The sequence below is a fragment of the Methylobacterium oxalidis genome (genome assembly GCF_007992195.1).
In the GTDB taxonomy this organism is placed as follows: domain Bacteria; phylum Pseudomonadota; class Alphaproteobacteria; order Rhizobiales; family Beijerinckiaceae; genus Methylobacterium; species Methylobacterium oxalidis.
In genome coordinates, this window is the sequence record NZ_BJZU01000104.1 from 1 (window position 1) to 23,793 (window position 23,793).

Below are 23,793 nucleotides of genomic sequence, written 5' to 3' on the forward strand. Positions count from 1 at the left end.
TCCATCGACACCATCGCGGCCATCGGCACCGTCCGTCCCAGGCGGGCCTTGCTCCCCCGGCTCGCCGTTGCGGCCAACAACATGGCCGACCTCGATCTCAGCGCCGTCGGTGAGCCGCAGGATCAGCACGCCTGCCCCCCTCAGCGAAGCGCCAGCTACGCCGACGCCAGGCGCACCATCGGCACCGCGCTCACCCGGCTCGCCGCGCTCAGGCTGACGCTTCTCCAGAGCATCGATGCGGGCCAGAAGAGGCGCCGTTGCGTGCTCGACATGACGCTTGACCGCTTCCACGATCTCGCGTCCGAACGCCTCGCCGTCAAACATCAGCGAAGGCCCTTCCAGATGGCGACGAGAGCCTTCCCGGCTTCCTGGCTGATGTTCTCGTTGGCCGCCTCTGCCGCTGCCATATCGGGCTCGCTCGGAAGCCGCTGGTCAGCCTTCGGCGCGAGAGAGAACGGATCGTCCTGGGCGTCGCGCTTGGCGAGCGCAGCCAGGCTGAAGTTCTGCTGCTGCAGGTAGACGGCATTGCCGCCCTCCGTCGGCGGCAGCCCAAGCTTCGCCCGGCCCTCGTCCGGCTTCACGAGGCCGCCACGAACGCCCTCCGACCACGTCTTGACCTGCGTGGCCGTGTCCATTCGCAGGAGCGTGTCGAGGTCGAACTCCGTGCCGTAGGGCTGCGGCAGTGCCAGCCCCTCGTCCAAGGCGAGCTCGATGCTCTCGATGTGGATCTGCAGGCACTGCGCGTAATACTGCGCGTCGAGCGCCTCGACGTTGTTATAGGCTGGTGGCTGCCCGACGCCGACCTTGTAGGCTGGCACGCCGAACACGGAGCAGACCGTCTCGGCCGTCCACTTCAGCTGCTCGAGAAGCTGTGCGTCGGCCGCCTTCACGGCCATTGGCTCGTACTTGAGGCCGTCGCCCAGCACTGCGACCTTGCCGACGTTCGCGCCCGTGTAGTTCCTGTCCCAGTGGTCCTTCAGGCGCTTGGCCGTCTCCTCCGAGATCGCGCCTGGCGCCGTCAGGATGCCGCCCGGGTTCGAGCCGTTGCCGAAGAACTGCGCGCTATTGTTCTGAATGCGGATGCCTTGAACGGCGGCGAGGCCGCAGGCGTAGATCGGCGAGGTGCCGACGAGGGGGTGATAGATCGTGTTCCAGCGATCGTGGATGATCTCGCTGGCCGGGACCGGAACGGCCGCGTCGAGATCGCTGACGCCAGCAAGGTCGTCGCGGGTGAGCTGGTAGAACACGCTGCCGTCTGGCGCGACGAGTGCCGTCAGGCGGTTCGGATCCAGGACATAGAGGGCCACCACAACGCCGCGGCCGTCCCGCTCCTTCAGGACGTAGGTGTTGCCGTGGACGAGCTTCGACTCCATCCAGTTGGTGAAGAACTGGATCCGATTCTGGAAGCGGTTCGGCTTGCGCAGAACGGGCGAGAAGGCAGAGTTCGCGGTCTCTCTCCAGATGCCGTTTTGGCCGACCTCGACAAGGCGCAGGCGCATCTTGGCGATGTCGGACGCGATGAGCGAGACGCAGCGAAACACGGCGCTGTAGGTCAGTACCGTGTCGAGCCTCACCTCGACATTCTGCTGCCACGCTCCGGCGAAGGCCTCCCGGATGATGCCCCACCAGCCGCCGCGACCGTCGACGCTGGCGAGGCTCGGGACTGCCTTCTCGCGCGTGACCGTCAGGCCGAAGATGCGCAAGATCAGTCCTCGGCGCGCAGGTCGCGGCGCTGGTAGCTGCCGCCCTTCGGCTCCTTCGGCGCAGCGATCTTCTCGCGCAGCTTGGGGGCACCCCAACGGCCGTCCGCGGCATCGCCGGTCGTCGCCTCGTACTCGGCGCGCAGCTGCTCGATCTCAGCGGCCTTGGTCTCTTCCTCGAGGTCAACCTGCGGCGCAGGGTTGGCCTGCGGCGAAGGGTCGGCCTGCGGGGGCGGGCCGGACTTGCCGATCGCCTGCAGCACGCGGGCATCCCGCCGCGAAGCCTGGAAGGTGTCGCCCGGCTTGAGAACGCGCCCGCCGTATCTCATCGCCTTGGTCGCGATCTGATCAATTCTCATCGCCGCACCTCCAGAGCGTCACCGGAAGCCGGCCGAGCTCGGAGGCCCGGCCGGTTGTCATCACGCCTCAAGGCGTCTCGGGCTCGTCGCCCCAGGCGACGCCGGTGAGGTACTGAACCGCGCTGTCGCGGCGGCGCATCCAGTTGAGCGTGCGCTCCGCGCGGAAGGCGACGCTGTTCGTCTGGAACATCGACACAACGCTGGCCGCCGTCGGGGTGACGCTGTCCATCGTTGGGGCGTTGTCCATCTGCAGCGACGCCTCGCGGCTCATATCGACCGCGATCCCGCCGTCATCGGCCATGTAGATGTCCGAGGCGTTGAGCATCGCGACGACACCGGCCGGCACGTACTCGGAGGTCACCACCGGGATGCCTCGCAGGGTGCCGCCGTTCATCGTGATGTTCGGGAATTCGGCCTGGCCGAGCGCGTTGACCATCAGCGACAGCGACAGTGCCGTGATGGACCGCATCACCAGCACACCCGAGGTCGGAGCGTTGTTCGCCGTGATGAACGGGCTCATCAGAGCCTTGAGGTCGGCGCGGACGGCGTCGGCATCGTTGCCCGAGGAGGGGATGCCGGTGATCCCGTTCGTGATCGAGGCCGGCGACACTCCGGCCGCGGCCGCCTTGGCCGGGTTGATGAAGTCGATGTCGAGGCGAGCACTCAGTGCCGCCGCGAGCTGATCGCGCAGGATCGTCTCGGCCGAGGGATTGCTATCGCGCAAGGTCTCCTCGGTCACGACCGCGATGTTTGCGACCTTCAGGGGCTCCAGGGTCTTGCGCTCGAAGTCGAACTTCGTCAGCGGCTTGGCCTTGCCCTCTCCGACCCAGTAGCCGTCGCCGCCGGAGGTCTGGCCGATCAGAGCCACCCGGAACGGCACGCGGCGAAGGGCCGGGATGCCGTTTGCGCCGAACTTGCCCATGATGGTCATGGGCCGCAGGAACTCGACGAAGTCCGCGAAGACGGAGGTCTCGTCACCGACCAGGGCCCCCGCCCAGGTGGCATTGCTGGTGGAGCCGGCGGCCACCGCCGCCTTCAGCACGTTCACGATGCCCTGATCGTCGCCGTACTGCTCCTTGGCGATGTCGGCCGCTGCCGCACGGTTGCCCTGCGCGAGACCGAGGCAGCGCACGACGCGTGCGAACCGCATGCCGGGCGGCAGATTTTGGCCCTTCACCTCGACACGGACGCCGGAGCGGACCTGCGAGCCGGTCTCCGCATCCTTTACACCCTCGACGGGCTTGGCCGCGGCGCGATTGGCCTTCTCCAGGGCGGTCAGGCGGCCGAGATGTGCGTCGATCGACTTCACCTCCGCGGCGAGGCCGTCGTACTCCTCAGTCTGCTCGGTATCCAGGGTGACACCTTCCTCGGCGGCCTGGTTCATGAGTTCCGACATGCGCGCGGCCTTGGCCTGGCGCATTGCCTCGAAGGCCTGGATCTGTTCGGCGATGGTCTTGGGCATGATGCGAGCCCCTTTCGGCTGGCTGATGGTGGATTGGGGGCCCGGAGCGCCGGGGGTAGCAGGCCGATCGAATGCCTTCGGCTCTTTGCCGGACGCGGCGAGCAGGGGGCGGTCGATCGACTTGATCAGGGAAATCTTGGCGTCGGCGTTGGCCGGCACGGTCACGAGGCTGAGTTCCAGCACCTCGGTCTGCAGGTAGCGGATGCCGCCGTCCCGCATGATCTCGTAGCCGTCGGCGAGCGCGCGGAAGCCGATTGACACGGCTCGGACGAGGCCGGCCTTGACCTCGCCCCAGGCAGTATCGACGCGATCCTTGAGCGGGCCCGGCTCCTCGATCTTGGGGAGCACCGCCTCGAAGGTGATGCCGTCCTTGGTGGGACGGTCGAATTTGACGGTTCCTACGGGCCGGTCGCTGTCGTGCTGGTGCAGCAGCGGCATCGGGTTCTGGAACGTCACGCCCAGCGGCTCGACCACGTCGCCGACCCGGTCCGGGTTCGGCGTGGTCGCAACGCCGCGGATGATGCGCTGCTCGTCCTCGACCGCCTTCACGGTCAGGAGCGAATAGGCTCTGTTCATAGGAGGTCTCCAGGCGGGGCCTAGACGAAGATCAGCTGGTACTCGGGAGCCCGGGCTGGCTCGGGGTTCAGGCTCATCGGCACGACGGCGTCGAAGAGCGCCATGGCCGGGTCGATCTTGGCGTCGCCCGCATTCTGCTTCGTCGCTCGGATGGCGGTCGCGGTCGGCTCGATCTTCAGGTTCGAGACAGCCCAGGCCATGAGGCCTGAGCCGGAGTGGCGCAGCGTCCCGTTCGCCAGCTTCCGCTCGGCCGTCTTGATGGCGTTCATCATGCCGTAGCCCTGCGGCACGCCGACGACGAGTTTATCCTCCTGGGTCACGCCGATCTCGGCCAGCGCCTCGATGAACTCGCCGAGGCCAGCCGGGTCGACGCCGACGCAGGCGAGCAGGCCCGCATCCTTCACTTGGCTGACGATCGCCACGATTTCGGCGACGTCCTTCAGCTCGTCGTCGACGATCGTCAGTTCGCCGGCCGCCTCGAAGTCGCGGAGCTTCGCTGCGATCGACTTTCGCCGCTCGAGCACGCCCGCGTGGCACCACGCATGCGACCACGCGAGCCAGTGCCGGGTCGCCTTCTCGCGGCCCAACACGTTCAGGCCGAACAAGTCGTCGAGGCCGCCGCCGTCGATGCCGACGCAGACCACCTCGCAGCGATCAAGTAGCGACTCGAGGGTGATGCTCGGATCCGCGCGCCGCGCCCAGAACTCCGCGCCCGGCCACCGGTCCGTCTTGAGCCCGAGGCCGATCTCGATGTTCAGGTGCTGAGAGGCCCAACCGGCGACCTCGCCTGGGTCGCCGAGCTTCGACGCCTCGAACTCCTGCAGGAGCCGCTCGATCTGGATGCTGCGGCCGGCATTCGGCGTCACCATCGGCCAGTTCGAGGGGTCCTGCCACCGCGCCGGATCCACCGCGATGTCATCGGGGAACTCGTACAGCACCGGAAGCATCGAACCGGTAGCCCGGCCGTCCCGGATCTGGCGGGCCTTCATCAACTCGGCCCGGAAGGCGCCCTGCGGTCGCCCGTCCGACTGCGTGGTGATGAAGACCAGAAAGCCCTCGGGATTCGGCAGCAGGCCGCCGCGGATCTGCCGGATGACATTCGTGGCCGAGGGGCTCTTCGCGATCTCGTGCAACTCGTCGACAAGTACGCCGACCGGCTTGACGCCGGTGAGTACGCTCGAGTCGAAGGTCTTGATCTTCAGCTTCGCCTTCGTCCGGCGATCGGTGATGGTCTTGATATGCTCCTGGATGTGCATCCGCTTCTGGAGGAAGCCCTCCGGATCGGCCTCGATCATCCCGGTCGCTTGGCTGAACGCGAGGTCCGCGACGTCCTTCGTCGGGCCGATGAGCAGGAATTCCGCCCTCGGGCGCTGGTTGTCGACGAGCGCGGTCATCATCAGGCCGGCGCCGTTCGTCGTCTTCGAGTTCTTCTTCGGGACGAGAAGTAGGACCTCGCGAACCATCCGCTCGCCGTTGACCATCGAGCCGAACAAGGCCCCGACGATCTCCCGGAACCAATCCCCGGCGGCCTCGCCGAACGGCGGCGAGCCGGGCACGTCCGGAATCCGGAGCTTGTTAAAGATGCTGACTGCTCGCCGAACGTCGGCCTGGTTCAGCTTCAGGTCGGGCAGGAGCGACTGACCGGTGCGGATCCGGTCCTGCCAGTCAGGCCGCGACAAGTTCCACATCAGTGGCGGATCAGATCATCCCAGGAGGTGTCCACGGCCGCCGTCTCGGCCGCCAGCGCCGCCTGCTCCTTCTTGCCAAGCTCCTTCGTGCGGGCGGGAGCCGGCGCGGGCGCGTACTCGGACCAGCCGGCGCGACAGCGAAGCCAGAACTGCGCTGCCGTAACCGCCTTGGGATCGTCTTTCGTAGCCTGGCGGAAGAGGTTCATCGCGACGGCGTTCGTCGCCTTCACGTGCCCGACGTCGAGCTCGAAGCGGTAGTGCGCCCGGAGCGTCTTCGGGTCGATAGCGAGAATCTGCGCGATCTGCTCTTCGGTGTTCCCGAACGAGGCCATCATCTCGACCTCGCGCCGGGTTCGTGGATTCGGCTCGTGCGCCGGCCGCCCCACCTTCCTTGGTTCGTCACTCAATCAACACACGCCCTTTCAACGCTGCCGCAGCGCGCCCGGACTTCGGCGAACGTCTCGCCGGTCTCCTCGAGCCGTGCCTCGAGGCCGGTGAAGGCCTCCCACCGCTGCACCGCTACGTCGACGTAGGCCGGGTTAAGCTCGACCGCGTGGCAGGCGCGCCCGGTCATCTCCGCTGCGATGATGGTGGTCCCGGAGCCGGAGAACGGCTCGTAGACGGCATGGCCGGGCGCGGAATTGTTCTCGATCGGCCGGCGCATGCACTCGACCGGCTTCTGCGTGCCATGGCCGGTGTCACACCTGACGTGCTCGATGTTCCAGATGGTCGACTGCTTCCGACCGCCCTTCCACTCGGCAGCCTTGCCGTCCTTCACCGCGTAGGCGGCGACCTCGTGCTCGGGGACGAAGCGCCACTCGTCCTCCTCGCCCTCGCGCACCCCGTAGAGGCAAGGCTCGTGCTGCCAGTGGTAGTGCCCGCGTGAGATGGCGAAGCGCGGCTTCACCCAGATGATCTGGGCCCGGATGGCGAACCGGCAGGCAGCTAGGCTCTCCATGACCGTGTCCGTGTGCAGGCCCCCGTGCCAGACATACGCGACCGCGCCCGGGAACAGCGCCCACGCCTCGCGCCAGTCCGCCCTGTCGTCGTTTAGAACCTTGCCCTCGGCTATTCCCTTGCCCGCGAGGCAGGTCTCCCGGCGCCAGCCCGGATCGTAGTTCACGCCGTAGGGTGGGTCCGTCACCATTAGATTCGGGCGCGCCCCGGCGAGCGCCTTCTCGACGTCGGCAGCGTTCGTCGACGAGCCGCAGATGATCCGGTGGCGGCCGAGGATCCAGACGTCGCCCCCCTGCGTCAGCGCCTTAGCCGGTACCGGCGGTGCCTCGTCCGGGTCGGTCAGACCCTCCGTCGCCTGGGCCATCACGTCCGCGATCGCGTCGACCGAGAAGCCCGTCAGCCCGAGATCGAAGTCGAGCGCCCGGAGGTCCGAGAACTCGACCCGCAGGAGGTCCTCGTCCCAGCCCGCATTCGCCGCCAGCTGATTGTCCGCGATCACGTAGGCGCGGCGCTGCGCCTCCGTCCACCCGCGCGCCACCATGACCGGCACGTCAGGGTACCCGAGCTTCACCGCTGCGAGCACGCGGCCGTGCCCGGCGATGATCGTGCCCGTCTCGTCGACGAGGACCGGGTTCGTCCACCCCCACTCCCGGATGGAGGCGACGATCTGCGCCACCTGCTCGTCCGAGTGGGTCCGAGCGTTGCGCGCGTAGGGCTCAAGCTCCGCGACCGCGCGACGCGCGACGTGGTCGGCGGGCCAGAGCTGCGCCGGCTTGGTAGTCCTCTTCGCAGCCATCAGCACCTCAGGCAGGGTCGCGCGTGCGCGTGTGGCCGGGAAAAATTCTGCGGATGGGACCCTGTGCGGTTGCCCACCCCTACCGCCCCAGGCTTTTGCGGGCCCCCCCAGGGGTCACAGGAGCCCGAGTCGCCGCGCGCGGGCGGCTGCCGTCTTCCGGGTATGGCAGGCCCCGCACAAGACCTGCATGTTCGCCTTGTCGAGGGGGGCGCCACCATCCCTGCGCTCCACGATATGGTCGACGAAGACGCGACCACCCGTTCTGCCACAGCCCGGCGCCTCGCAGCGGCGTCCACGCTCGCGGATCACCTCATCCCTGAGCGTGGTCCAAGCGACCGAGGTGTAGAAGCTCTCAGCCGTCTTCGGCGCGGGCTTCGCCGTCCGCGTGTCGAGGGCCTTCAGCCTCAGCGCGAGGGTGATCAGGCGACCCATGTCAGCGCCTCATCTCCCGCCCGCATCACCGCACGCGGCATCTCGATCGCAGCAAGCGCCCAGATCCCCCAGGCGCAGATGGAGAGGATGAGGAGGTCGGAGAGACAGGGGCTGCCGGCATCAAGAACGTCCACCGATCAGCAACAACACGATAGCCGCGACAACCAGGATCGTGACGAGACTGTAGCTCTCCTCACGATAGACCCCGCCGCCGATGAGGCGCCCGCCACCCAGGATGACCGCGACGAGGATCATCAGCAGGATCGCGGTGAGGGACATGGTCGACCCCTACTCGCCTACAGCAAACTGGGCCTTCGCAGATGACCACTACGCCAAGCGCTGGTCGATCGGGTGACCCAACAATAGAGCAGGTCTCTACCTCATCAGAGGTATGGCGCTCCGGTTGATCCCCTGCTCTCCTCGGTCTCTCGCACCAGGCGGATGCCAGGGGAGCAACATGCCAAAGCCCATTGGGCCAGATCGTCCAATTTGGCCGCCAGTACCAGAGCCGACAGATCCTAAAACTAACTCGAAAAATGCTGGGAATCGCACCGGCAGGTCCACTCAGGCCAACTTGAACCGGTGCGAGTTGCTTGAGGAGACGCTGCTATCCTCAGTGACACTGATCGCGAGCCACGCGGCGCTCCACTGAAACACCCCGCAGCGGTCACATCGCCCGGGGCGATCCTGCCGAGTCAACTACGCTGCCGCCTTGACTGTTTTCGGCCGACCTTCAGTATCGATGGGCGACCACGGCGTCATCGATCGACCGGCAAGCCTCTGCGCGCGGGCTTCTGCCCGGGAAAGGAGGTGATGACCATGGCGCAGAAGATCGGACGAAACGCAGGGAACGGGCGTTTCACTTCGGTGAAGACGGCTAAGTCCAAGCCCAAGACCCATGTCGTGGAGACGATCAAGAAGTAACGGGTAGCCGGTGCTTCAGGGCGGCGGTCAGGTAAGCTCTGGCCGTCGCCCTTTTGCCTTGAGGACAGACTCCGATCAAAGAGGCGAGCGGTTCAACCCGTCGCCAGGATCGGCAGGGCGCACCCTCTCTGGAGCGCAGCACACACATCCGGTCGTCCTGCGCACATAGATTCAGTTCGATATCGGAGAGTCAAGTACGCGCGAGTTGATCGGGCTCGAAGTGCACAGGGGTCTCACGCCCGAAGATCTGCACGTCAGCACGGATGTGCCCCGAGTGCAGAAGCTCGGTCACCTTGGCGTAGAAGGTGGCGAACGGCCCAGATGTCACCCGCATCATCTCACCGATGCGGTAGAGCGCTGCGGCCTGCACGCGCTCGGACTTCACGTCCCCGGTGAAGGCGTCCGCGATGGCCTGCACGAGCAGCGGCGGCAGCGCGAGCGGCTGGTCAATGCCGAGCACCGCAGCGACGTGCTTGCAGCGCCGGAGCTGCTGCATGTCGCGATCGTGCGCCGCTTCGCTCTCGCCGGACAGGCCGACGAAAAGGTAGCCCGGGAAGAAGTGGAGGTTGACGTCCACCCTGCGTCCGCGCCGCGCGACTGTTGCGCCGTAGGTGGCCATCCACACATCGAGCCCTGCGTCGCGCAACGCCTCGTCGGCCCGGCGGTCGGCCTCGGCCTCGTCGTAGGGCGTGCCGACGCCCCAGGTCGCCGCGACGTACCAGCGGCGGCTCTGGTCGATGATCCGCCGCGGCGGGTAGCGCATATGGGTCCGCTTGCCTCGGCTCCGACTCAACCGATCCTCCTGATGTCATTTGACGAAGCGGGCGAAGCGCAGCGGGCCATCAGGCGGCCTCAAGCAGGAGGCGCGACGGCACGCGGCACCGAGGCTCACCGGGTGGCGGCCCGAAGATGCCCTCGGCCCAGAACTTGGTCTGGCGGAACCGCTCGATCGCGGTTCGGAGCGTCTCCTCGGGCCACCGACCGTGCACGCCGAGGTCGATCAGATCCTCGGCCAGCCCCGGCGCAGCGGGCACCGGGCGGAGCCCCTGCGCCGCTTGCGTCTGGCGCTGCACCGTGACCCGCTCGGCGACGCGGTCGGCGTACACGCCCCAGGTGCGGATCGGGACACGCGCCGACGCCTCGATGTCGAGGAGGGCCGGAATGATCTCGGCTTCGAGGTCGAGGCCCTCAACTTCGAGCTTGGCGATCGGGCCAATGCGAAGGTCCTGCGGTCCGCCCCCGGCCAGCGCGGCCCGGCATCGCCGCTCGATACGATCGAAGTTCTCCCGAGTGTTCCAGGCCGGGCGAGGCCCCGCCGCTTCGCGAGGTACAGGATCACAGGCGGCGGCCGGTATATTCTCTTCTCTGTTCTGTCCTGTCCTGTCTATGGGAACTCGTAACGGTGTTCGTGACGTCATCGTCGGCGCATCGTTACGGTCTTCGTGACGTACCTCGTTACGATCATCGTGACGTGCACCGTTGCGGTGATCGTGACGGCCATCGTTACGATGAGCCGTTTCGTTGTTTTCATTGACGTTTTTGCCGCCTGAAGGCGGGGGCTCGCCGCCGTCACCCTTCGCGCGGCGCGCCTTCGAGGCTGCGGCGGTGCGCTGACGACGCTCTTCCTTGCTCTTCGCGGCCCGCAGCACGTCCGCGCACAAAGTTCGGTGATAGAGGCGCCCGTCGGAGCACAAGACGAAGCCCCGAAGGGCCATGTCGCGGACCTTCCGCCAACGCGGTCCGGCACCGGAAAATGCGGCCAGGAGGCGCTCGTCGTTGGGCAGGGAGCCGGCCGGAATCTGCTGCCAGGCGCGGCCCCAGAGCGCGACGGCGGCCTTGAACTCCTCGCCGGACGACAGCGCCCAGAGTTCGGAGGCGAAGAGGCGCTCGACGTCGAGCATGAAGGCTGGCAGGCCCTGAATGTCGGTTTCCAGGGGCACCAGCGGTGCGGGCAAATCGGATTGGGCAGTCATGCTGGCCCCCTTGCGTGCTGTGCGATCGTTGAGGCGGCCACGTCGCACCAGAGATCGAGGGTGCTGGTCGGGCCGGCGCGGTTCTTCCCGAGGATGATCTCGAGGCTGTGCAGGCGCTCGAAGTAGCGAGTCTGCAGGTCTGGATCGGACGAGCCCTTCACCTTCTTCTCGAGGTAGAAGGCGTCGCGGTAGAGGAGCAGCACCACGTCGGCGTCCTGCTCCAGTTCGCCGGAATCGCGCAGGTCCGCCACGGTGGGCCGGCGGTCGGCACGCCCCTCGGCCTCGACCTGGCGGTTCAACTGCGCGAGCAGCACCACGCAGATGTCCTCGGCTTTGGCGAGGGTCTTCAGCGCGCCCGAGATCTCACCGATCTCCAGAACCCGGTTTCCGCGGTAGCGGTCCGACACCTTCACGAACTTGAGATAGTCGATGAAGACGACGCCGAGGCTCAGCCCGCGCTGGGCGAGGCGCTTCTTCTCGGCCTTCACTGCGAAGGCGATCTGCGCAACCGACACGCCGGGCTCGCACTCGACCCGCAGGTGCAGTTGCGCGAGCCGCTTCTGCGCATCCTCCAGCCGCCACACGTCCTCGTCGTCGAGGTCGCGGCCCTTCATGATGGCGCCGAACGGGAGCGGCCGGTTGTGGACGTAGGCGAGGTCCGCGAGGTAGCGGGCCCACTGCTGATCACGGGTCACCTCGCATTGGAAGACGAGCACGCCTGCCTCGCGGGCGGCGTAGCGGCTCAGCGAGGTCATCGCGACCGTCTTGCCCATGCCCGGGCGACCGGCCATCAGCCAGAGCTGCCCCCGCTGGAAGCCGCCACTCGTGGCCCGGTCGAGATCCGCGATTCCGGTCGAAATCGCGCTCGACCGCTCCAACCCGGCGCGCAGGCTCTCGATGCGCTCCAGCATCCAGGCGCCCCCCTCGGCGGCCGACATGCTGGCGAGATGGGACGCCGGCGCCGCGGTGCGGGCGGCGAGGAGGTCGGTCTCGGCCGCCTCGATCATGTCGGCGACGGAGATCTCGATCGGCGCGGTGCGGGCCGCCGCGGCGAGCCGGTCGGCAGTGCCGACGAGATTGCGGCGCGTGGCCAGCTGCCGGATGATCTGCGCGTACCCCGCGGCGCTCGCCGGCACGCACGCCTCGGTGCAGACAGCCGCGAGGTAAGCGAGCACCGGCATGCCGGCGAACTCCGGCGGCAGGAAGCTCTTCACGGTGATGGCGGTGGCGGGCTTGCCGTCCGCGATCAGTCCGGCGATGGCGCGGAACACCTCTTGGTGGTCGAGCCAGTAGAAGTGCTCGGCCTGCACCAGCGGCGCTACCTCGGCCATGAGGTCGTTGCAGAGGAGCAGGCTGCCGAGCAGCGCGCGCTCGGCCTCCGCGTTCTGCGGCAGGTCCTCGGGCAGAGCTTCGTTGGCCCGGGCGCGGCGGCGAGGTTCGGGACCGCTCATCGAAGCATTCCCTCCCGCTCGGCATCCGTCAGGCCCGCAGCCCGGCAGAAGGCGTCGAAGGCCCGCACGGCGACCGCCATGTCGCGCAGAGTCCGGGTTGCGTCGGCGCGGGTCTTCGCGCGCACGTACTCGGCCCAGGCCTCCTCGGCCCTCGCGTCCCGCACCTGCTGGAGGTCGACCACAGCCACGGCGATCACTCCGCGGCCTTCAGCGCGGGCGCGTCGAAGCGGCCGGCTTCGTCGCCCCAGGCGGCCCAGCCGGGTCGGCTCTCGCGCGAGAAGAGGTCGGCGCGGCGCAGCGCGCGCGGTGCCAGGGCCTCCGCCGCCGCGTAGGCGTCGTCGGGCTTCCGGGAGTGCTCGCGTGCCAGCGAGAGCATCGCCGAGCGCACGGCCTTGCCCGTAACGGGCCGGCCGAACTTGCCGATGAGGAAGGGCTCTGAGGCAGAGCGCAGCACGTATCCCGTGCCGAACGCGAGCTTGCCGGTCGCCGTCGTCTTCACCCAGGCGCCGGCCGTGACGAACCGGAAGCCCCAGGCCGCCATCACCTCCAGACCTTGCGGCAGCATCGGGTTAGTCGCCCAGAGCCACAGTATCGCGTCGCCGCGAGCGAGATGGCCGACCGGTAGCGCCTTGATCTCGGTCAGCGTCATGCAGCGGTACTGCGCATGCGGGCTCTTGGCCTCGCCGCGCGCCGAGCGCAGCGCGAAGCGCCACGGCGGGTCAACCATCAGTACGTCGTAAGACAACGGTGTCAGATCGCCGAAGGGCCACTCAGACATTGCTGCCTCCGATGCGCTGGATGGCCTCGGAGAACGGAAGTCCGGTGATCGGAACAACCGGGCTGCGCTTAAACTTGCCCGCGAAAACATGGTCGGGCGGCATGAGTTGGCAGCATTGGCCGACCTCGTGAAGCGGGCGGTAGGCAATCGCCTGGATGTCTAGAGCGACGAGAGCGACCACATCGCAGTGCTCCGCGCTGAGCCTTGTGCCCTTCGACGCTTTTCCGCGTCGCCTCACGTGGAAGGTGTAGCCAATGCGCTCGGCCCGTCCCGTCGCATTCATGTTGGATGGGAAGCAGGTCGCCTTCACCTGAACGCGAACAAGTCGACCGTTCACATCCACGACCAAGTCGTATGACAGGCCTTGGTCGCTCAGGTAGCAACGATAGCCGGCGAGGATGAGATCAGCGCAAACCAAGTGTTCGGCCGCTTTGCCTAGATCCAAGGCTCCCTGGTCACCCTTCGAAAGCCGACGGAGGACGTCGTGATCAACGTTCACGGCAATCCTCCATGATGAGGTCGAAGCCGAGCGGCGGCAGCGGATCGAAGGGCCAAGTCATGCCGCCCTCCCGGCATCAGCCGCGAACAGGTCGCCGGCGCGGGTCACAGGCGCGCCCGCCAGGACAGCGGCGTGGGCGGTGCGGTCTTGGATTGGGGTCGGCGCGGTGCCGACCGGGAAGCGCATGCTGGCCGGCGGCTCAATGCGCCAGCGGCCGGCCTCGTAGACGAAATGGCAGCCGAGCGCGCACCAGACGAAGATCCGTTGCACGGGCTCAGGCAGGCCGAGGGGTATGCGCGTCATCACGCAGCCCTCCGGTGGGTACCCGCGATCGCCGCCGACATCGTGATCACGTGCGCCCGGGTCTCCTCCGGCAGCGCCTCGAGCTCGCGCAGCGCGATCGGGACAGCCGAGGCGAGATGCATCGCGCGCCAAACCGCCAGACATGCTTCCGCGGCCTCAAGCGGCAGGACAGCGCGGATGTTGTTCAGGTCCTCGACCTGGCGCACGCGGGGCCGATTGGGCTGAAAGGCGGGGTGGTCGGCGAACCGGGCGGCGCGCATGGTCACCGTCCGTTGACCAAATGGCCGACCGCCCATGCGTGCTCGGTGACTGTCTCGAACAGCAGCGAGGTGGCCTCCTCGCACAGGAAGCTCGCGGCGCGGTCGCTGCCCTCGGCAGTCACCGCGATGGCGAGGCTCAGCCCGGCGATGAGTGCGCCGCGCAGATCGGCGAGCGCCGCCGGGTCGCCGGCCGCTGCGGACAGGCGCTCGGCCACGAGGTCGTCGATCGCGTCGTTCATGCCGCCCTCGCGGTGCCGAGGGCGCCGAGCTGGAAGCGGGCCGCGTGCCGAGGCGCCTTCTCGTGCACCGCGCAGGCCCAGAGGCCGAGCGCGTCGGCCGCGTTGTCGTCCTTCGGATCCCAGCCCTGGCGGCGGGCCGCGGCGATCATGTCGTCCTTCTCGGCCCGGCCGCTGCCGGCGAAGAACTTCTTCACCGACTGCAGGTGGTGCTCGGCGCAGCGCACCTCGCGGAGGTGGCAGACGAACTCGGTGTGCCACGCGAGGCCCATGAGCTTCCGAGCCGTCGCCGGCGTGGTCTTGCCGGGGAGCACCGGCGCCTCGAACACGACCAGCGCCGGTCCTTCCAGCGTGATCATGTCGAGGAGCCACGTGTTGTAGGCGTCGGCGAACCGGCCGATGTCCTCGCCCGTCGACGGCAGGACCTTGGTCCCGTAGAGCGGCTCGCCGTCGGGCGCGCCGCAGGCCCACCCGATGCGGGTGGCGAGGTCGAGGGCGAGGATCTTCGGCAGGGCCATGGCTCAGTGCACCCCGGCCGGCTGCTTCTGCTTGATGCCGCCCTTCAGCGTCTTGCTGTTCTCGGCGGCGCGATCCGCGGCGGCCGCCGCCTCGGTCTGCTGGGCGCGCCGCGCCTGCTCGTCGCCCTCGGCCTCGTCAAAGAGGTCCTTCTGCGGATTGAGGCCGAGCTTCTCGCGATAGTCATCGAGCGCGCGAAGGAAGTCGGCCCGGGCGGCGCTCTCCATCCGCTTCAGCGACAGCACCAGCTTGAACGCCTTGCGGTGGATGCCGTGCGTGTCCTCGGCGTCCTTAATGGCCGCGCCGAGCTCGCCGCGCGCCTCATCCATGTCGGCTTTCATGCCGTCGCACTTCGAGATCAGGCTCTTCAGCACCTCCGGATGGATGCCGGCTCGCGTCGCGGATTTCAGCTTCTCGGCCATCATGGTCTCCAGTTGCGCGGGCGCGCCCCGCGTGGCGGCATCAGCCCCAGGGGCTCGTGACAGCGGGCAGATCGGCGGAGCGCGGCACGCAGGGCGCGGCGTCGTCGGTGACCTGGGCGAGAAGAGCAGCGCGGTGCGCGCGGGCCAGCGTCTCGGCGAAGGTCTTCAGCTCGGCGAGCGGCAGCACCGCCTCGACAGCGCGGCTAGATGCGATCGCCACGCTCGCCTCGCCCTTGCCGGGGGTGAACGAGACGATGGCCACCGCCTCACCGTGCGGATCGCGAACGACGAAGCCGGAATCTGTGAGTTCGGCCCGATCGCTCACGGCCGGCGCTCCCGGATGTCGTTGCGCGGATCCTCGTCCCGCGACCAGAGGCGCGGGTTCCATTCACGGGCCCGATCCTCCAGCCAGCGTGAGGCGCGCAGGAGGGGCTCGGCGAGCGTCCCGAGGTAGAGCAGGCCGATCGCGGTCTTGCGCAGGCCCGAAGCGAGGACGAGTGCGGCGCCTGCAGCGATCACGCGCGACCCTCCCGCACGTCGTCGAGCCGCCGCTTCATCACCGCGACGGCGCGCTCGAGGTGCACCTGCTCCTGCATGCGCGCGACCTCGGCGAACCACTCGTCGGCCTGCTCGGGGTGCACCGCGCAAAGGAACGGCGCGCCGTAGCGCCGCACGAGTGCGTCATAGGCCGGACCGCTGGGCGCATTGCCCTGCTCCAGCCACTTCCGAACGGTGCTGGCTGAGATGTCGGTCTCGGCCTCGACGCACTGCGCGGTCTTCAGCGGATGCTGCGCGCGCAGGAATGAAGTCACTCGTTCCGCTAACGTTCGGGCATCGACCTGCGAAACCTTTCGCGCGGCCAGTCCAGTCTTTCCCATTGAAGCCCCCGATGCTGTGAGCACCGGGGAGGCGGCTACAAGGTTGCTGGAAATGAAGGAGGCAGCGGACATTTCAGCGATCCCGCACTCGGTGGATGTCAGGACGGAAGCGCGATCGACGGCCGCCAAGCACAGGCGATCGCGCGAGGAACCGCAGCGAACCCCGGCAAGGGCCAGCTGCGGGTGGAGAGGCGACAAGGCTGGACGGCGCGCCTGCCGCGCGCCGCCGCCGCTCACGAGCGCCGCACGCGCCGCGCGAGGAAGGCTGCAGCTCAGGGCCTCGAAGACATCGAAGAGCCGGGCGTGCGCGAGATCGTGCACCGCCTGATCAGACAGGCCGTCAGCCTGCAGGGGACGCGTCATGCACAGCCGAAATTCGGGCAGTAACCGGCGCGAGGTCGTGCCCGCGATACAGTGCTCGCGAGATCCTGAGGCCGAGGCGCCCGAGATGTTCGCGAACGACAACACCTCAGGCCGCCCCGCGAAGACTGCGCAGAGCACGGCGAACCCGTACCGCCAGACCATCGGCCGGCGCCGGGAGGGCTGCGTGCTGATCCTCGCCAACGACAACCGGGCTGGGCAGCGCGGCGGCCACCAGCACGACGTCGCCGCCGGCCTCCAAGTGCGCGAAGACAGCAGCCACGCGCGGATTCTGCGCAGCGCGCGCGAGATGATCCGCCGCCTGCTGAAGATGCACGGCCATCGCAGCATCGTCGGCCAGCGACCGGCCGATGCCGGGCCACGCCATAAGCTCATCGCCGACCGCGCGCTGCGCTTCGTCTGAGGCCACGAGGTAGGGGTCGGCGGCGCGCCGGCAGGCGGCCGAGAGGTCGAGCAGGTGCGTCGTCGCGTCGGAAGCCATCGAACAGCCTGAGCTGGAGAGGGCCGCCACTGAGGCGAGGCCCCGACCCTGGTGAGGGCCTGCGGTACGCGATGAAGGGGTGCCGGCTTTCTCGGCCCGTGCCGGCAACGGGTTCCGCGCAGGGTCTTCCACGCCCACCGGATCAGCCCGGTCGGCACCCTGGACGAGATTGGACGCGCCGAAGCGCGAGGCGGAGGAGCCGCTCATGACCACACCACCCAAGCGAGAGCGAAGGCATAGAGCGGCAGAAGGACAGCGAGGCCGAACAGCACTCCGCGCATTAGGCAGCCACCTCGGACTGCGCAGCCGCAGTGTTCGCTGCGCTTGGCATGGGGTCCGGTCGCGTGATGTCGGCCGGCCAGACAGCATCGGTCGGCCAGTTCTCCGACAGCCACCGCATGGCTGCCGCTAGATGACGCGAACCGAGATCCCCACCGGCGCGCAGCAGTTTGATGCGCTTACCGTCGTTGAACAGGAGCGTCGAAACGCGAGAGTCAGAGATGCCTCGAGCCTCTCGGAAGGCATCCACGACGTTCAGGAGATGGTCAGCCGTGAGCATGACGCCATTGTTGAGGGCAATATCCCCCAGACGTCAAGGACCATTTCCCCCTCACGGTGGAAAAACGGCGAGGGTATCTTCCCTCGCATGCCCAGAGACATACGGGAGCGCATCACCGAGCGCCTGAAAGATCTCAATAAATCGATGCGTGCCGCATCGCTCGATGCCGGCATGGGTGACACCGCCATCCGAGATCTGATGCGGCGGCCGACCGACTCTCCGACGATGGAGACCATTGAGAAGCTCGCCAGAGCGCTCAATACCACGGCGGCTTGGCTCGCCTTTGAGGCTGGACCGAAGACGTTGCGCGTCGGCGGCGATGGGCTGGTGAACGCCAATCGCTCGTTCACGCTCGCGAAGGTCGACGGAGAAGTGAAGGCAGGAGCGTTCCTGCGGGCGGAAGCCTTCGACGACGATCTCGGAGAGGCGATCTCGGCACCTCGAGATCCTGAGTACCCGTTCGCGCGCCAAGTTGCTTACCGCGTGCGGGGAGACTCGATGAACGAGGCCAAACCCCGGCCAATCCGAGATGGCGACTTCATCATCTGCGCAGCCTGGGAGGACCTGGGCGCGGAGCCGCGCGATGGCCAGCTCGTCGTGGTTCAGCAGACCATCAACTCGGGTCAGCTTCGCGAGCGCTCTGTGAAGGCGATTCGGCTGCACCCGGACCGCGTAGAGTTCGTCCCGATGTCTTCGAACCCAGAGCACCAGCCGATCGTGGTGCCGCGCAACCTTGATCCAGACGACGGGCGCGAGGTGACGATCCTCGCGCTCGTGCGCTACGTCTTCGACAATCAGCTTATTCGGTAGAGCGCGGCGGCTCGTCGCCCGGCTGACGCTGATAGCTCACTCCCAGAATGGTCGCGCCGGTCTCGGCGCAGTAAATGCAGTCAGGATCAATCTCGCGAGCTACGCCCGAGTCCCAGAAGTCGTGGATCGTCGCAGGATCATTCGGCTCATCTGCAAGACAGATCACCTGAGACCGCTCACGTTCGCACGAGTTACATCTCAGCCTGACGTTGAACGCACGCTCTTGCAGGAGCGGTAGAGAACCTGAACCGGCAGCCTTGGCGGTCGGGAACAGCAGCGACACTGGTGATCTCCCTTCACGAATGTTCCTATTCCGTTCGCATTTCGCGCAGGAGTCAATCGCCCGATCTCCGCCCTCCGTCCGCTTGTGGACAAAGGTTCTAGGGGCGAGCGCAAGGCTCTGAATGAGTGGCGGAAAGCGGCAGCTCCGATCTGTGAATTGCGCTCGTAGGGACCGCGCTAAGCCGACAGATTGACGTTGCTGCAGAGCGTCTGATGCCGTGCCTCGCGCAAAAGCGGGGGCAATTACCCCCAACACTGGTTGACGGGGGCAATGTCCCCCGGATAACGTGTCTTCATCGCCGCTCGCGATGGAGGCCCCAGTGCCCGACTTCCTCCTCAACCTGCCCCCGACCCAAGCGATGGCCGTATGCGGCCTCGCGCCGGTCGCGATCTTCGCCGCCATCGGCCTCCTCGTTGAGGGCGCGCGCTTCGTCGCCCTCGCCCTCGGCTACAAGCCCGAGGAGCTCTGAGCGATGGCCGGCCGCTCACCCTCCGACATCGACTGCCGCATCGCCGCGCGCGTCGGCGCCGCCCGCGCCGAGGCCGGGCTCAAGCAGTGCGACCTCGCCCAGGCGCTCGGCGTCTCGCCCGCGCAGTTCCAGAAATACGAGAAGGGCCAGAACCGGATCAGCGCCGGCGCCCTGCAGGTCCTGGCCGACCGCATCGGCCAGCCGATCACCGCCTTCTTCGACACCGCGGAGGGCTGCTGACATGGCGCGCGAGACCATCCAGGCGCGCCAGCGCGCGCTGATCCAGAACCTGCGCACCGCGAGCGACATCGTCGCCGCCGCCGAGCGCGACATCGACCGGCTCATCGAACGTCTAGCGCAGGGCGATCTTGCCGGCATCGGGCGCAAGCCGATCGACGAGCTCGCCTTGAAGCAGGCGGTCGCGGCGCTCGGGCACGCCCGGGTGCAGCGGGCGAAGCTGCGCGAGGTCCTGCTCGACGCGGCAGTGGGCCTCGACGCCGACGACGAGGACGACCTCTCGGTGGCCCTGCGAGACCTGTTCGACCGCCTGACCGCGCCGACCCACTACGACGAGGCCCGCGAACACGGACTCGGGTACGCGCAGCTGCTCGGCGGGAGGGCGTGATGCGGCAGCCCGATCGCCTCCTCGCTCACGAGGACTCCGACACCGTGCTCCGGCGGATCTCCGCCGACGTGGCGATGACGCAGGCGCGCGGCTTCTTCGAGCTGCTCGACCGGGCCCGCCGCGGCGGCCGCGCCGCGGATCGCCGGCACGTCACCCGCTACCTCGCCGGCGCGCGCGACGCGCTGGCCCACGCCGAGAACTGCCTGAAGGCGGAGGCCTCCCGATGAAGACGCAACGCGCCGTTGAGGCGCCCCTCCGCACTGTCGCCGCGCTCGGCGGCACGCCGGCCCTCGCGCTCTCCGCGTGGCGCGGCGCGAGCGGCCGCCGCTACGTCGTCGGCATTCATCCAGTGGACGTCGTGAGCGTCGAGGATTGCGGGCCGGCGGTCGTCCTCGCGGTCCGCCGGGAGCACACCGGCCTCTCGACGCTGATGGCGGTCGAGATTGCCGACGGCACGGGCATCCGCAACGCCACGGCCTGGATCCGCAACATCCGCGCGGACGGCTGCAACGAGATCCACATCCATCGCCTCTGCGAGGGCTACGCTGAGCGCGCGGCGCTGCTGCACGACCTGACCACCACGGCGGTCGCCCCGCAGCCGGACGCCGGCCTCGCTCGGTTCGGGGGCTGATCATGCAGATCGCCCTCGACCTCTTCGCCGCCGCCTCGATCGCCGCGCTCCTCGGCTGGTGCGCGCGCACCCTCATCATCACGCGCGAGGCCGACCATGGCTGAGCCGGCGCTCCTCACGCGCGGCGCGGTCGGCGCCCGCATACGGCACTTCCGAAAGCGGAAGGGCTTCCGGCTCAGCGAGGTCTCGGCCGCGACCGGCTTGTGCAACTCGGTGCTCTCGCGCATCGAGCGCGGGCACCGGCCGGTCACGCCAGAGCAGTGTGCCGTGATTGCCGCGTACCTCGGCGTTCCGCTCGCGTCACTCGAAGGGCCGGACCTCGAGGTGGTGACGCCCGAGGAGCGGGACCTCCTGCGCACGATTCGGTCGCTGCGCGAGGACCAGCGCATCAGCCTGCGCCGCATCGTGTCGACCCTCGCGCCTTCGGAGGCGCGGCCGTGACCTTCCCACCTTTCACCGAAACCGGGGTCGCAGAGCTCCGGGCGATCCTTTCCTTCATGACGGAGGCGGCCGTGGCCGTGCTGACCGACCCTGGATACCAGTTCGCGCCGGCCGGGCCGGGCATCGCCGACGCGGCGACTGACCCGCGGATCGCGCTGATCGGCGTCTGCGTCGCCTCCCAGCAGGTGGCGGGCTACGGCTTCCTGATCGACCTGCGCGAGGCGGCCTGCCCGACCTGCCGCGCCTCTGGCTTCAACACCGGCCTCGGCTTCTGGCGCTACACCTGCGGCGCCGAGATCCTCACGAGCGGCGACGTCGACCGCCCCTGCGCCGAGGAGGTCCGGTCGTGAGCCGCTCCGCTTTGCAGGCAGAGGCTGCGGCCTACCTCGCGCAGCTCGGCATCCGGGCGCCGCTGCGGTCCGGGGCCGGCGTGCTCCGCGGCATCGTCGATGCCGACGACAACCTCGTCGCGGTGCTGATGCCGACCGGTAGCCGGACCACCGACCTCGACCGCGCCGAGGCCTTCATCGCGGCGATTAACGCGGCGTGCGGCTTCGAGCCGGCGCTTCGCATCGCGGCGGAGTGAGCGCCATGCGGATCATCGAGCACACCGAGGGGAAGGTGTCGGGCCCGGGCTTCTACCGAATGCCGGCGGCGCTCTACCACGCCGATCCCTGCCCAGAGCCGTCGCTCTCCTCTAGCATCGCCCGCACGATCGTCGAGCAGACCGAGCGCCACGCCCACGCGGCGCATCCGCGGCTGGGCGCCGAGGCCGAGGACCCGAAGAAGCGCAAGCTCGACACCGGCAGCGTCGCCCACGAGCTGCTGACCGGTCAGGGCCGCGGCATCCACGTGATCACCGCCACCGACAAGGGCGGCGAGCCGGTCACCACCTACCAGAGCAAGGCGGCCCAGGCCGAGCGCGACGACGCCATAGCCCGAGGCGAGACCCCGGTGCTGCCCTGCGATCTGGAGCGCGCCGAGAAGATTGTGGCCGCCGTCCAGCAGCGGCTGCAGACCACCCGCGGCGCCGAGCGCGCCTTCGTGCACGGCGAGGGCGAACTGGCGCTGATCTGGCGCGACCGCACCGGTATCTGGGGCAGAGCGCTCCTCGACTGGTTCGATCTCGACACGGCGACGATCGACGACCTGAAGACGACCTCGGCCGGCCTCTCGGACCGGACACTGGCCACTCGCATCGCCGAAGGCCTCGACATTCAGGAGGCGTGGTACCGCCGCGGCCTCGCGCATCTGATGCCGGAGCTCTCCGGCCGGATCCGCTTCCGGTTCGTCTTCGTCGAGGCCGACGCGCCGCACGAGGTCCGCGTCGTGCCGCTCACGGGCAGCCAGCAGTACCTCGGCGAGCGCCGCATGATCGCGGCGGCCGTAGCCTTTCGGGAGTGCCTGAAGAGCGGGGTCTGGCCCGGCTACCCGGAGGAGGTGTCGCCCGTCGAGCCCGCGAGCTGGGCTGAAGCGCGCTGGGAAGCGCGCGAGATCTCCGACCCGCTCTTCCGCCGCTACGGCGCGCAGATCTCGCTCGCGCTCTCCCCCTACTCCCCGACAGAGGACGCCGCCTGATGGCTCAAGCACGCACGTTCGAGGACAAGGACGCGGTTCGGCAGCAGGTGCCGCTGCTCGTCGGCCTTTTCGGGCCCTCCGGCTCGGGCAAGACTTTCAGCGCCTTGAGGCTCGGCCAAGGCATCCAGCAGGTGGCCGGCGGCGACATCTTCGTGATCGACACGGAATCGAAGCGCGCGCTGCATTACGCCGATCGGTTCAAGTTCCGGCACGTCGAGTTCGGCGCGCCCTTCGGCTCGCTCGATTACCTCGCGGCGCTCCAGTACTGCGTCGACCGCGGCGCCCGCACGATTATCGTCGACTCGATGAGCCACGAGCACGAGGGCGTGGGCGGCTACCTGATGACCCAGGAGGCCGAGCTCGACCGGATCGCGGGACAGGACAAGGCGAAGCGCGACAAGGCCACCTACTCGGCCTGGATCGTGCCGGCGAAGCAGCGGCGGCAGTTCATCAACGGCGTCCTGCAGCTGAACGCGAACTTTATTTTCTGCTTCCGGGCGAAGGACAAGCTGAAGATCCAGGGCGGCCGCCCGACCGAGCTCGGCTACATGCCGATCGCCGGCGAGGAATTTCTCTTCGAGATGACCGTGAACGCCCTGCTGCTGCCGGGCGCGAACGGCGTGCCGACCTGGCAGACCGACATGCCGGGCGAGCGGAAGATGCTGAAGCTCCCGGAGCAGTTTCGGGACCTGCTGCTAAAGAACCGCCGGCCGCTCGACGAGGAGATCGGCCGCAACCTCGCGCAGTGGGCGCGAGGCGGCACGATCGAGGAGCAACGGAAGCCTGATCCGCAGGGCAAGCCACAGGGCGACCAGCGCCCCGCGGATCGCAAATCCAAGCTCGAGGAGTTGCACGAAGCCGCCCGGCAGAAGGCGCGCGCTGGCAGCGACACCTTCGGCCTCTGGAGTCAGCGGCTGACGGAGGCGCAGAGCGCCGCCCTGGAGCCGATCGAGGGCGAGCTGCGCGACCTGATGAACGATGCCGACGCTCGCGATGACGACGGCTTCCCGGGCTTCAGTGGGACGGAGGCCGCCTGACATGACGACGCCCCAGCACGCCGCCGCTCAGTCTCGCGATGATGGCTCCGCCGGAGCCTGTAGTCCCCAGACCTTGCCCATGGAGAGTGCGGCCTCGAAGCACGGCACAACCCAGATGGTCTGCCAGGCGCGGAACGCGAAGAACCACGGTGCCACCGCCCGGGCGGTGAGGTCTGCGGCCGCCCATTGCTCCGGGGTTGGAGAGCCGTCCGGCCGCTCGAGCATCTGCGTTCCTTCTCGCATCGTTGAAAGCCGTCAGCAGATCAACCGGGAGGGCTGGCAAGGGTT

At 68.3% G+C, this 23,793-nt stretch carries 35 protein-coding genes and 1 pseudogene; 12 read left to right on the forward strand and 24 right to left on the reverse strand.

Going from position 1 to position 23,793, the window contains the following annotated elements:
- The 23 genes and pseudogenes from MOX02_RS22010 to MOX02_RS22120 all read right to left on the reverse strand — a co-directional run.
- A pseudogene (locus MOX02_RS22010) lies at positions 1-324 on the reverse strand (collagen-like protein); the annotation flags it as partial.
- On the reverse strand, positions 324-1,703 hold the full coding sequence (locus MOX02_RS22015) for a phage portal protein (RefSeq protein ID WP_147027959.1): 1,380 nt from the start codon (positions 1,701-1,703) through the stop codon (positions 324-326). The pseudogene MOX02_RS22010 and the gene MOX02_RS22015, both read right to left, overlap by 1 nt.
- 2 nt (positions 1,704-1,705) lie before the next feature.
- Positions 1,706-2,059 carry a hypothetical protein gene (locus tag MOX02_RS22020; RefSeq protein WP_147027961.1) on the reverse strand — a complete coding sequence of 118 codons (354 nt, stop codon included), beginning with the start codon at positions 2,057-2,059 and terminating at the stop codon, positions 1,706-1,708.
- Between the two features lie 67 nt (positions 2,060-2,126).
- Positions 2,127-4,097 (reverse strand): phage major capsid protein, encoded by a 1,971-nt coding sequence (locus MOX02_RS22025; RefSeq protein ID WP_147027963.1) that lies wholly within the window; start codon positions 4,095-4,097, stop codon positions 2,127-2,129.
- 20 nt (positions 4,098-4,117) lie between these two features.
- A complete protein-coding gene (locus tag MOX02_RS22030) occupies positions 4,118-5,785 on the reverse strand; it encodes a terminase large subunit (protein WP_147027965.1) in 1,668 nt (555 codons plus the stop codon).
- Positions 5,785-6,120, reverse strand: a complete 336-nt coding sequence (locus MOX02_RS22035; RefSeq protein ID WP_147027967.1) for an RNA polymerase subunit sigma-70 — start codon at positions 6,118-6,120, stop codon at positions 5,785-5,787. Before MOX02_RS22035 ends, MOX02_RS22030 begins: the two co-directional genes overlap by 1 nt.
- Before the next feature lie 68 nt (positions 6,121-6,188).
- Positions 6,189-7,538, reverse strand: coding sequence for a site-specific DNA-methyltransferase (locus MOX02_RS22040; RefSeq protein ID WP_147027969.1), 1,350 nt, complete (start codon positions 7,536-7,538; stop codon positions 6,189-6,191).
- A gap of 114 nt (positions 7,539-7,652) precedes the next feature.
- A complete protein-coding gene (locus MOX02_RS22045; RefSeq protein ID WP_147027971.1) occupies positions 7,653-7,970 on the reverse strand; it encodes an HNH endonuclease signature motif containing protein in 318 nt (105 codons plus the stop codon).
- A gap of 120 nt (positions 7,971-8,090) precedes the next feature.
- A complete protein-coding gene (locus MOX02_RS22050; protein ID WP_147027973.1) occupies positions 8,091-8,249 on the reverse strand; it encodes a DUF3309 domain-containing protein in 159 nt (52 codons plus the stop codon).
- An 835-nt stretch (positions 8,250-9,084) separates the two neighbouring features.
- On the reverse strand, positions 9,085-9,687 hold the full coding sequence (gene nusG / locus MOX02_RS22055) for a transcription termination/antitermination protein NusG (RefSeq protein WP_147027975.1): 603 nt from the start codon (positions 9,685-9,687) through the stop codon (positions 9,085-9,087).
- A 49-nt stretch (positions 9,688-9,736) separates the two neighbouring features.
- The gene (locus MOX02_RS22060) at positions 9,737-10,867 is read right to left on the reverse strand and encodes a DUF1376 domain-containing protein (RefSeq protein ID WP_147027976.1); all 1,131 of its coding nucleotides are present in this window, start codon (positions 10,865-10,867) and stop codon (positions 9,737-9,739) included.
- Complete coding sequence (locus MOX02_RS22065; RefSeq protein WP_147027978.1) at positions 10,864-12,318, reverse strand: replicative DNA helicase; 1,455 nt, start codon at positions 12,316-12,318, stop codon at positions 10,864-10,866. Before MOX02_RS22065 ends, MOX02_RS22060 begins: the two co-directional genes overlap by 4 nt.
- Positions 12,315-12,506, reverse strand: a complete 192-nt coding sequence (locus MOX02_RS22070; protein WP_147027980.1) for a hypothetical protein — start codon at positions 12,504-12,506, stop codon at positions 12,315-12,317. The genes MOX02_RS22065 and MOX02_RS22070 overlap by 4 nt, the downstream gene beginning before the upstream one ends.
- A 5-nt stretch (positions 12,507-12,511) precedes the next feature.
- Entirely contained in the window at positions 12,512-13,045 is a 534-nt protein-coding gene (locus MOX02_RS22075) for an MT-A70 family methyltransferase (protein ID WP_238179523.1), read from the reverse strand.
- Positions 13,046-13,088: 43 nt separating this feature from the next.
- Complete coding sequence (locus tag MOX02_RS22080; RefSeq protein ID WP_147027984.1) at positions 13,089-13,595, reverse strand: group I intron-associated PD-(D/E)XK endonuclease; 507 nt, start codon at positions 13,593-13,595, stop codon at positions 13,089-13,091.
- 57 nt (positions 13,596-13,652) lie between these two features.
- Entirely contained in the window at positions 13,653-13,898 is a 246-nt protein-coding gene (locus MOX02_RS22085; RefSeq protein WP_147027986.1) for a hypothetical protein, read from the reverse strand.
- Positions 13,898-14,158 carry a hypothetical protein gene (locus tag MOX02_RS22090; protein ID WP_147027988.1) on the reverse strand — a complete coding sequence of 87 codons (261 nt, stop codon included), beginning with the start codon at positions 14,156-14,158 and terminating at the stop codon, positions 13,898-13,900. The genes MOX02_RS22085 and MOX02_RS22090 overlap by 1 nt, the downstream gene beginning before the upstream one ends.
- A 2-nt stretch (positions 14,159-14,160) precedes the next feature.
- Positions 14,161-14,397, reverse strand: a complete 237-nt coding sequence (locus MOX02_RS22095; RefSeq protein ID WP_147027990.1) for a hypothetical protein — start codon at positions 14,395-14,397, stop codon at positions 14,161-14,163.
- Positions 14,394-14,912 carry a RuvC family protein gene (locus tag MOX02_RS22100; RefSeq protein ID WP_174804957.1) on the reverse strand — a complete coding sequence of 173 codons (519 nt, stop codon included), beginning with the start codon at positions 14,910-14,912 and terminating at the stop codon, positions 14,394-14,396. Before MOX02_RS22100 ends, MOX02_RS22095 begins: the two co-directional genes overlap by 4 nt.
- Positions 14,913-14,915: 3 nt before the next feature.
- A complete protein-coding gene (locus MOX02_RS22105) occupies positions 14,916-15,332 on the reverse strand; it encodes a hypothetical protein (RefSeq protein WP_147027992.1) in 417 nt (138 codons plus the stop codon).
- A 40-nt stretch (positions 15,333-15,372) separates the two neighbouring features.
- A complete protein-coding gene (locus MOX02_RS22110; RefSeq protein WP_147027994.1) occupies positions 15,373-15,657 on the reverse strand; it encodes a hypothetical protein in 285 nt (94 codons plus the stop codon).
- A complete protein-coding gene (locus MOX02_RS22115; protein ID WP_147027996.1) occupies positions 15,654-15,851 on the reverse strand; it encodes a hypothetical protein in 198 nt (65 codons plus the stop codon). Before MOX02_RS22115 ends, MOX02_RS22110 begins: the two co-directional genes overlap by 4 nt.
- Positions 15,848-16,573 carry a hypothetical protein gene (locus MOX02_RS22120; protein ID WP_147027998.1) on the reverse strand — a complete coding sequence of 242 codons (726 nt, stop codon included), beginning with the start codon at positions 16,571-16,573 and terminating at the stop codon, positions 15,848-15,850. Before MOX02_RS22120 ends, MOX02_RS22115 begins: the two co-directional genes overlap by 4 nt.
- A gap of 85 nt (positions 16,574-16,658) precedes the next feature.
- On the opposite strand from MOX02_RS22120, the gene MOX02_RS22125 reads away from it, so the two are divergent.
- Positions 16,659-16,994 carry a hypothetical protein gene (locus MOX02_RS22125; RefSeq protein WP_147028000.1) on the forward strand — a complete coding sequence of 112 codons (336 nt, stop codon included), beginning with the start codon at positions 16,659-16,661 and terminating at the stop codon, positions 16,992-16,994.
- A 490-nt stretch (positions 16,995-17,484) separates the two neighbouring features.
- On the forward strand, positions 17,485-18,441 hold the full coding sequence (locus tag MOX02_RS22135; RefSeq protein WP_170267952.1) for a LexA family protein: 957 nt from the start codon (positions 17,485-17,487) through the stop codon (positions 18,439-18,441).
- Here the strand turns inward: MOX02_RS22135 and MOX02_RS22140 are convergent.
- A complete protein-coding gene (locus MOX02_RS22140) occupies positions 18,431-18,724 on the reverse strand; it encodes a hypothetical protein (protein ID WP_147028003.1) in 294 nt (97 codons plus the stop codon). The genes MOX02_RS22135 and MOX02_RS22140 overlap by 11 nt on opposite strands.
- 286 nt (positions 18,725-19,010) lie before the next feature.
- On the opposite strand from MOX02_RS22140, the gene MOX02_RS22145 reads away from it, so the two are divergent.
- The 10 genes from MOX02_RS22145 (at position 19,011) to MOX02_RS22190 (ending at position 23,505) form a co-directional block, all read left to right on the forward strand.
- On the forward strand, positions 19,011-19,193 hold the full coding sequence (locus MOX02_RS22145) for a hypothetical protein (RefSeq protein ID WP_147028004.1): 183 nt from the start codon (positions 19,011-19,013) through the stop codon (positions 19,191-19,193).
- 3 nt (positions 19,194-19,196) lie between these two features.
- Entirely contained in the window at positions 19,197-19,433 is a 237-nt protein-coding gene (locus MOX02_RS22150) for a helix-turn-helix domain-containing protein (RefSeq protein WP_147028005.1), read from the forward strand.
- 1 nt (position 19,434) lies between these two features.
- Complete coding sequence (locus tag MOX02_RS22155; protein ID WP_147028006.1) at positions 19,435-19,818, forward strand: hypothetical protein; 384 nt, start codon at positions 19,435-19,437, stop codon at positions 19,816-19,818.
- Entirely contained in the window at positions 19,818-20,045 is a 228-nt protein-coding gene (locus MOX02_RS22160; protein ID WP_147028007.1) for a hypothetical protein, read from the forward strand. The genes MOX02_RS22155 and MOX02_RS22160 overlap by 1 nt, the downstream gene beginning before the upstream one ends.
- Positions 20,042-20,449: a hypothetical protein gene (locus MOX02_RS22165; RefSeq protein ID WP_147028008.1), complete on the forward strand. Its 408-nt coding sequence runs from the start codon at positions 20,042-20,044 to the stop codon at positions 20,447-20,449. Before MOX02_RS22160 ends, MOX02_RS22165 begins: the two co-directional genes overlap by 4 nt.
- Positions 20,450-20,545: 96 nt before the next feature.
- Positions 20,546-20,890: a helix-turn-helix domain-containing protein gene (locus MOX02_RS22170; RefSeq protein ID WP_147028009.1), complete on the forward strand. Its 345-nt coding sequence runs from the start codon at positions 20,546-20,548 to the stop codon at positions 20,888-20,890.
- Positions 20,887-21,240 (forward strand): hypothetical protein, encoded by a 354-nt coding sequence (locus tag MOX02_RS22175; RefSeq protein ID WP_170267953.1) that lies wholly within the window; start codon positions 20,887-20,889, stop codon positions 21,238-21,240. The genes MOX02_RS22170 and MOX02_RS22175 overlap by 4 nt, the downstream gene beginning before the upstream one ends.
- Positions 21,237-21,476 carry a hypothetical protein gene (locus tag MOX02_RS22180; RefSeq protein WP_147028011.1) on the forward strand — a complete coding sequence of 80 codons (240 nt, stop codon included), beginning with the start codon at positions 21,237-21,239 and terminating at the stop codon, positions 21,474-21,476. Before MOX02_RS22175 ends, MOX02_RS22180 begins: the two co-directional genes overlap by 4 nt.
- A gap of 5 nt (positions 21,477-21,481) precedes the next feature.
- Positions 21,482-22,468: a PD-(D/E)XK nuclease-like domain-containing protein gene (locus MOX02_RS22185; protein WP_147028012.1), complete on the forward strand. Its 987-nt coding sequence runs from the start codon at positions 21,482-21,484 to the stop codon at positions 22,466-22,468.
- Complete coding sequence (locus MOX02_RS22190) at positions 22,468-23,505, forward strand: AAA family ATPase (protein WP_147028013.1); 1,038 nt, start codon at positions 22,468-22,470, stop codon at positions 23,503-23,505. Before MOX02_RS22185 ends, MOX02_RS22190 begins: the two co-directional genes overlap by 1 nt.
- Positions 23,506-23,793 lie beyond the last annotated feature (288 nt).

Excerpts from the sequence above, each read along its gene's own strand:
- MOX02_RS22020 (WP_147027961.1), bottom strand. The coding sequence starts at position 2,059 with ATGAGAATTGATCAGATCGCGACCAAGGCGATGAGATACGGCGGGCGC.
- MOX02_RS22025 (WP_147027963.1), bottom strand. The coding sequence starts at position 4,097 with ATGAACAGAGCCTATTCGCTCCTGACCGTGAAGGCGGTCGAGGACGAG.
- MOX02_RS22030 (WP_147027965.1), bottom strand. The coding sequence starts at position 5,785 with ATGTGGAACTTGTCGCGGCCTGACTGGCAGGACCGGATCCGCACCGGT.
- MOX02_RS22035 (WP_147027967.1), bottom strand. The coding sequence starts at position 6,120 with ATGATGGCCTCGTTCGGGAACACCGAAGAGCAGATCGCGCAGATTCTC.
- MOX02_RS22040 (WP_147027969.1), bottom strand. The coding sequence starts at position 7,538 with ATGGCTGCGAAGAGGACTACCAAGCCGGCGCAGCTCTGGCCCGCCGAC.
- MOX02_RS22045 (WP_147027971.1), bottom strand. The coding sequence starts at position 7,970 with ATGGGTCGCCTGATCACCCTCGCGCTGAGGCTGAAGGCCCTCGACACG.
- MOX02_RS22050 (WP_147027973.1), bottom strand. The coding sequence starts at position 8,249 with ATGTCCCTCACCGCGATCCTGCTGATGATCCTCGTCGCGGTCATCCTG.
- MOX02_RS22060 (WP_147027976.1), bottom strand. The coding sequence starts at position 10,867 with ATGACTGCCCAATCCGATTTGCCCGCACCGCTGGTGCCCCTGGAAACC.
- MOX02_RS22065 (WP_147027978.1), bottom strand. The coding sequence starts at position 12,318 with ATGAGCGGTCCCGAACCTCGCCGCCGCGCCCGGGCCAACGAAGCTCTG.
- MOX02_RS22075 (WP_238179523.1), bottom strand. The coding sequence starts at position 13,045 with ATGGTTGACCCGCCGTGGCGCTTCGCGCTGCGCTCGGCGCGCGGCGAG.
- MOX02_RS22085 (WP_147027986.1), bottom strand. The coding sequence starts at position 13,898 with ATGACGCGCATACCCCTCGGCCTGCCTGAGCCCGTGCAACGGATCTTC.
- MOX02_RS22090 (WP_147027988.1), bottom strand. The coding sequence starts at position 14,158 with ATGCGCGCCGCCCGGTTCGCCGACCACCCCGCCTTTCAGCCCAATCGG.
- MOX02_RS22095 (WP_147027990.1), bottom strand. The coding sequence starts at position 14,397 with ATGAACGACGCGATCGACGACCTCGTGGCCGAGCGCCTGTCCGCAGCG.
- MOX02_RS22100 (WP_174804957.1), bottom strand. The coding sequence starts at position 14,912 with ATGGCCCTGCCGAAGATCCTCGCCCTCGACCTCGCCACCCGCATCGGG.
- MOX02_RS22105 (WP_147027992.1), bottom strand. The coding sequence starts at position 15,332 with ATGGCCGAGAAGCTGAAATCCGCGACGCGAGCCGGCATCCATCCGGAG.
- MOX02_RS22120 (WP_147027998.1), bottom strand. The coding sequence starts at position 16,573 with ATGACGCGTCCCCTGCAGGCTGACGGCCTGTCTGATCAGGCGGTGCAC.
- MOX02_RS22125 (WP_147028000.1), top strand. The coding sequence starts at position 16,659 with ATGTTCGCGAACGACAACACCTCAGGCCGCCCCGCGAAGACTGCGCAG.
- MOX02_RS22135 (WP_170267952.1), top strand. The coding sequence starts at position 17,485 with ATGACGCGAACCGAGATCCCCACCGGCGCGCAGCAGTTTGATGCGCTT.
- MOX02_RS22150 (WP_147028005.1), top strand. The coding sequence starts at position 19,197 with ATGGCCGGCCGCTCACCCTCCGACATCGACTGCCGCATCGCCGCGCGC.
- MOX02_RS22155 (WP_147028006.1), top strand. The coding sequence starts at position 19,435 with ATGGCGCGCGAGACCATCCAGGCGCGCCAGCGCGCGCTGATCCAGAAC.
- MOX02_RS22160 (WP_147028007.1), top strand. The coding sequence starts at position 19,818 with ATGCGGCAGCCCGATCGCCTCCTCGCTCACGAGGACTCCGACACCGTG.
- MOX02_RS22165 (WP_147028008.1), top strand. The coding sequence starts at position 20,042 with ATGAAGACGCAACGCGCCGTTGAGGCGCCCCTCCGCACTGTCGCCGCG.
- MOX02_RS22170 (WP_147028009.1), top strand. The coding sequence starts at position 20,546 with ATGGCTGAGCCGGCGCTCCTCACGCGCGGCGCGGTCGGCGCCCGCATA.
- MOX02_RS22185 (WP_147028012.1), top strand. The coding sequence starts at position 21,482 with ATGCGGATCATCGAGCACACCGAGGGGAAGGTGTCGGGCCCGGGCTTC.
- MOX02_RS22190 (WP_147028013.1), top strand. The coding sequence starts at position 22,468 with ATGGCTCAAGCACGCACGTTCGAGGACAAGGACGCGGTTCGGCAGCAG.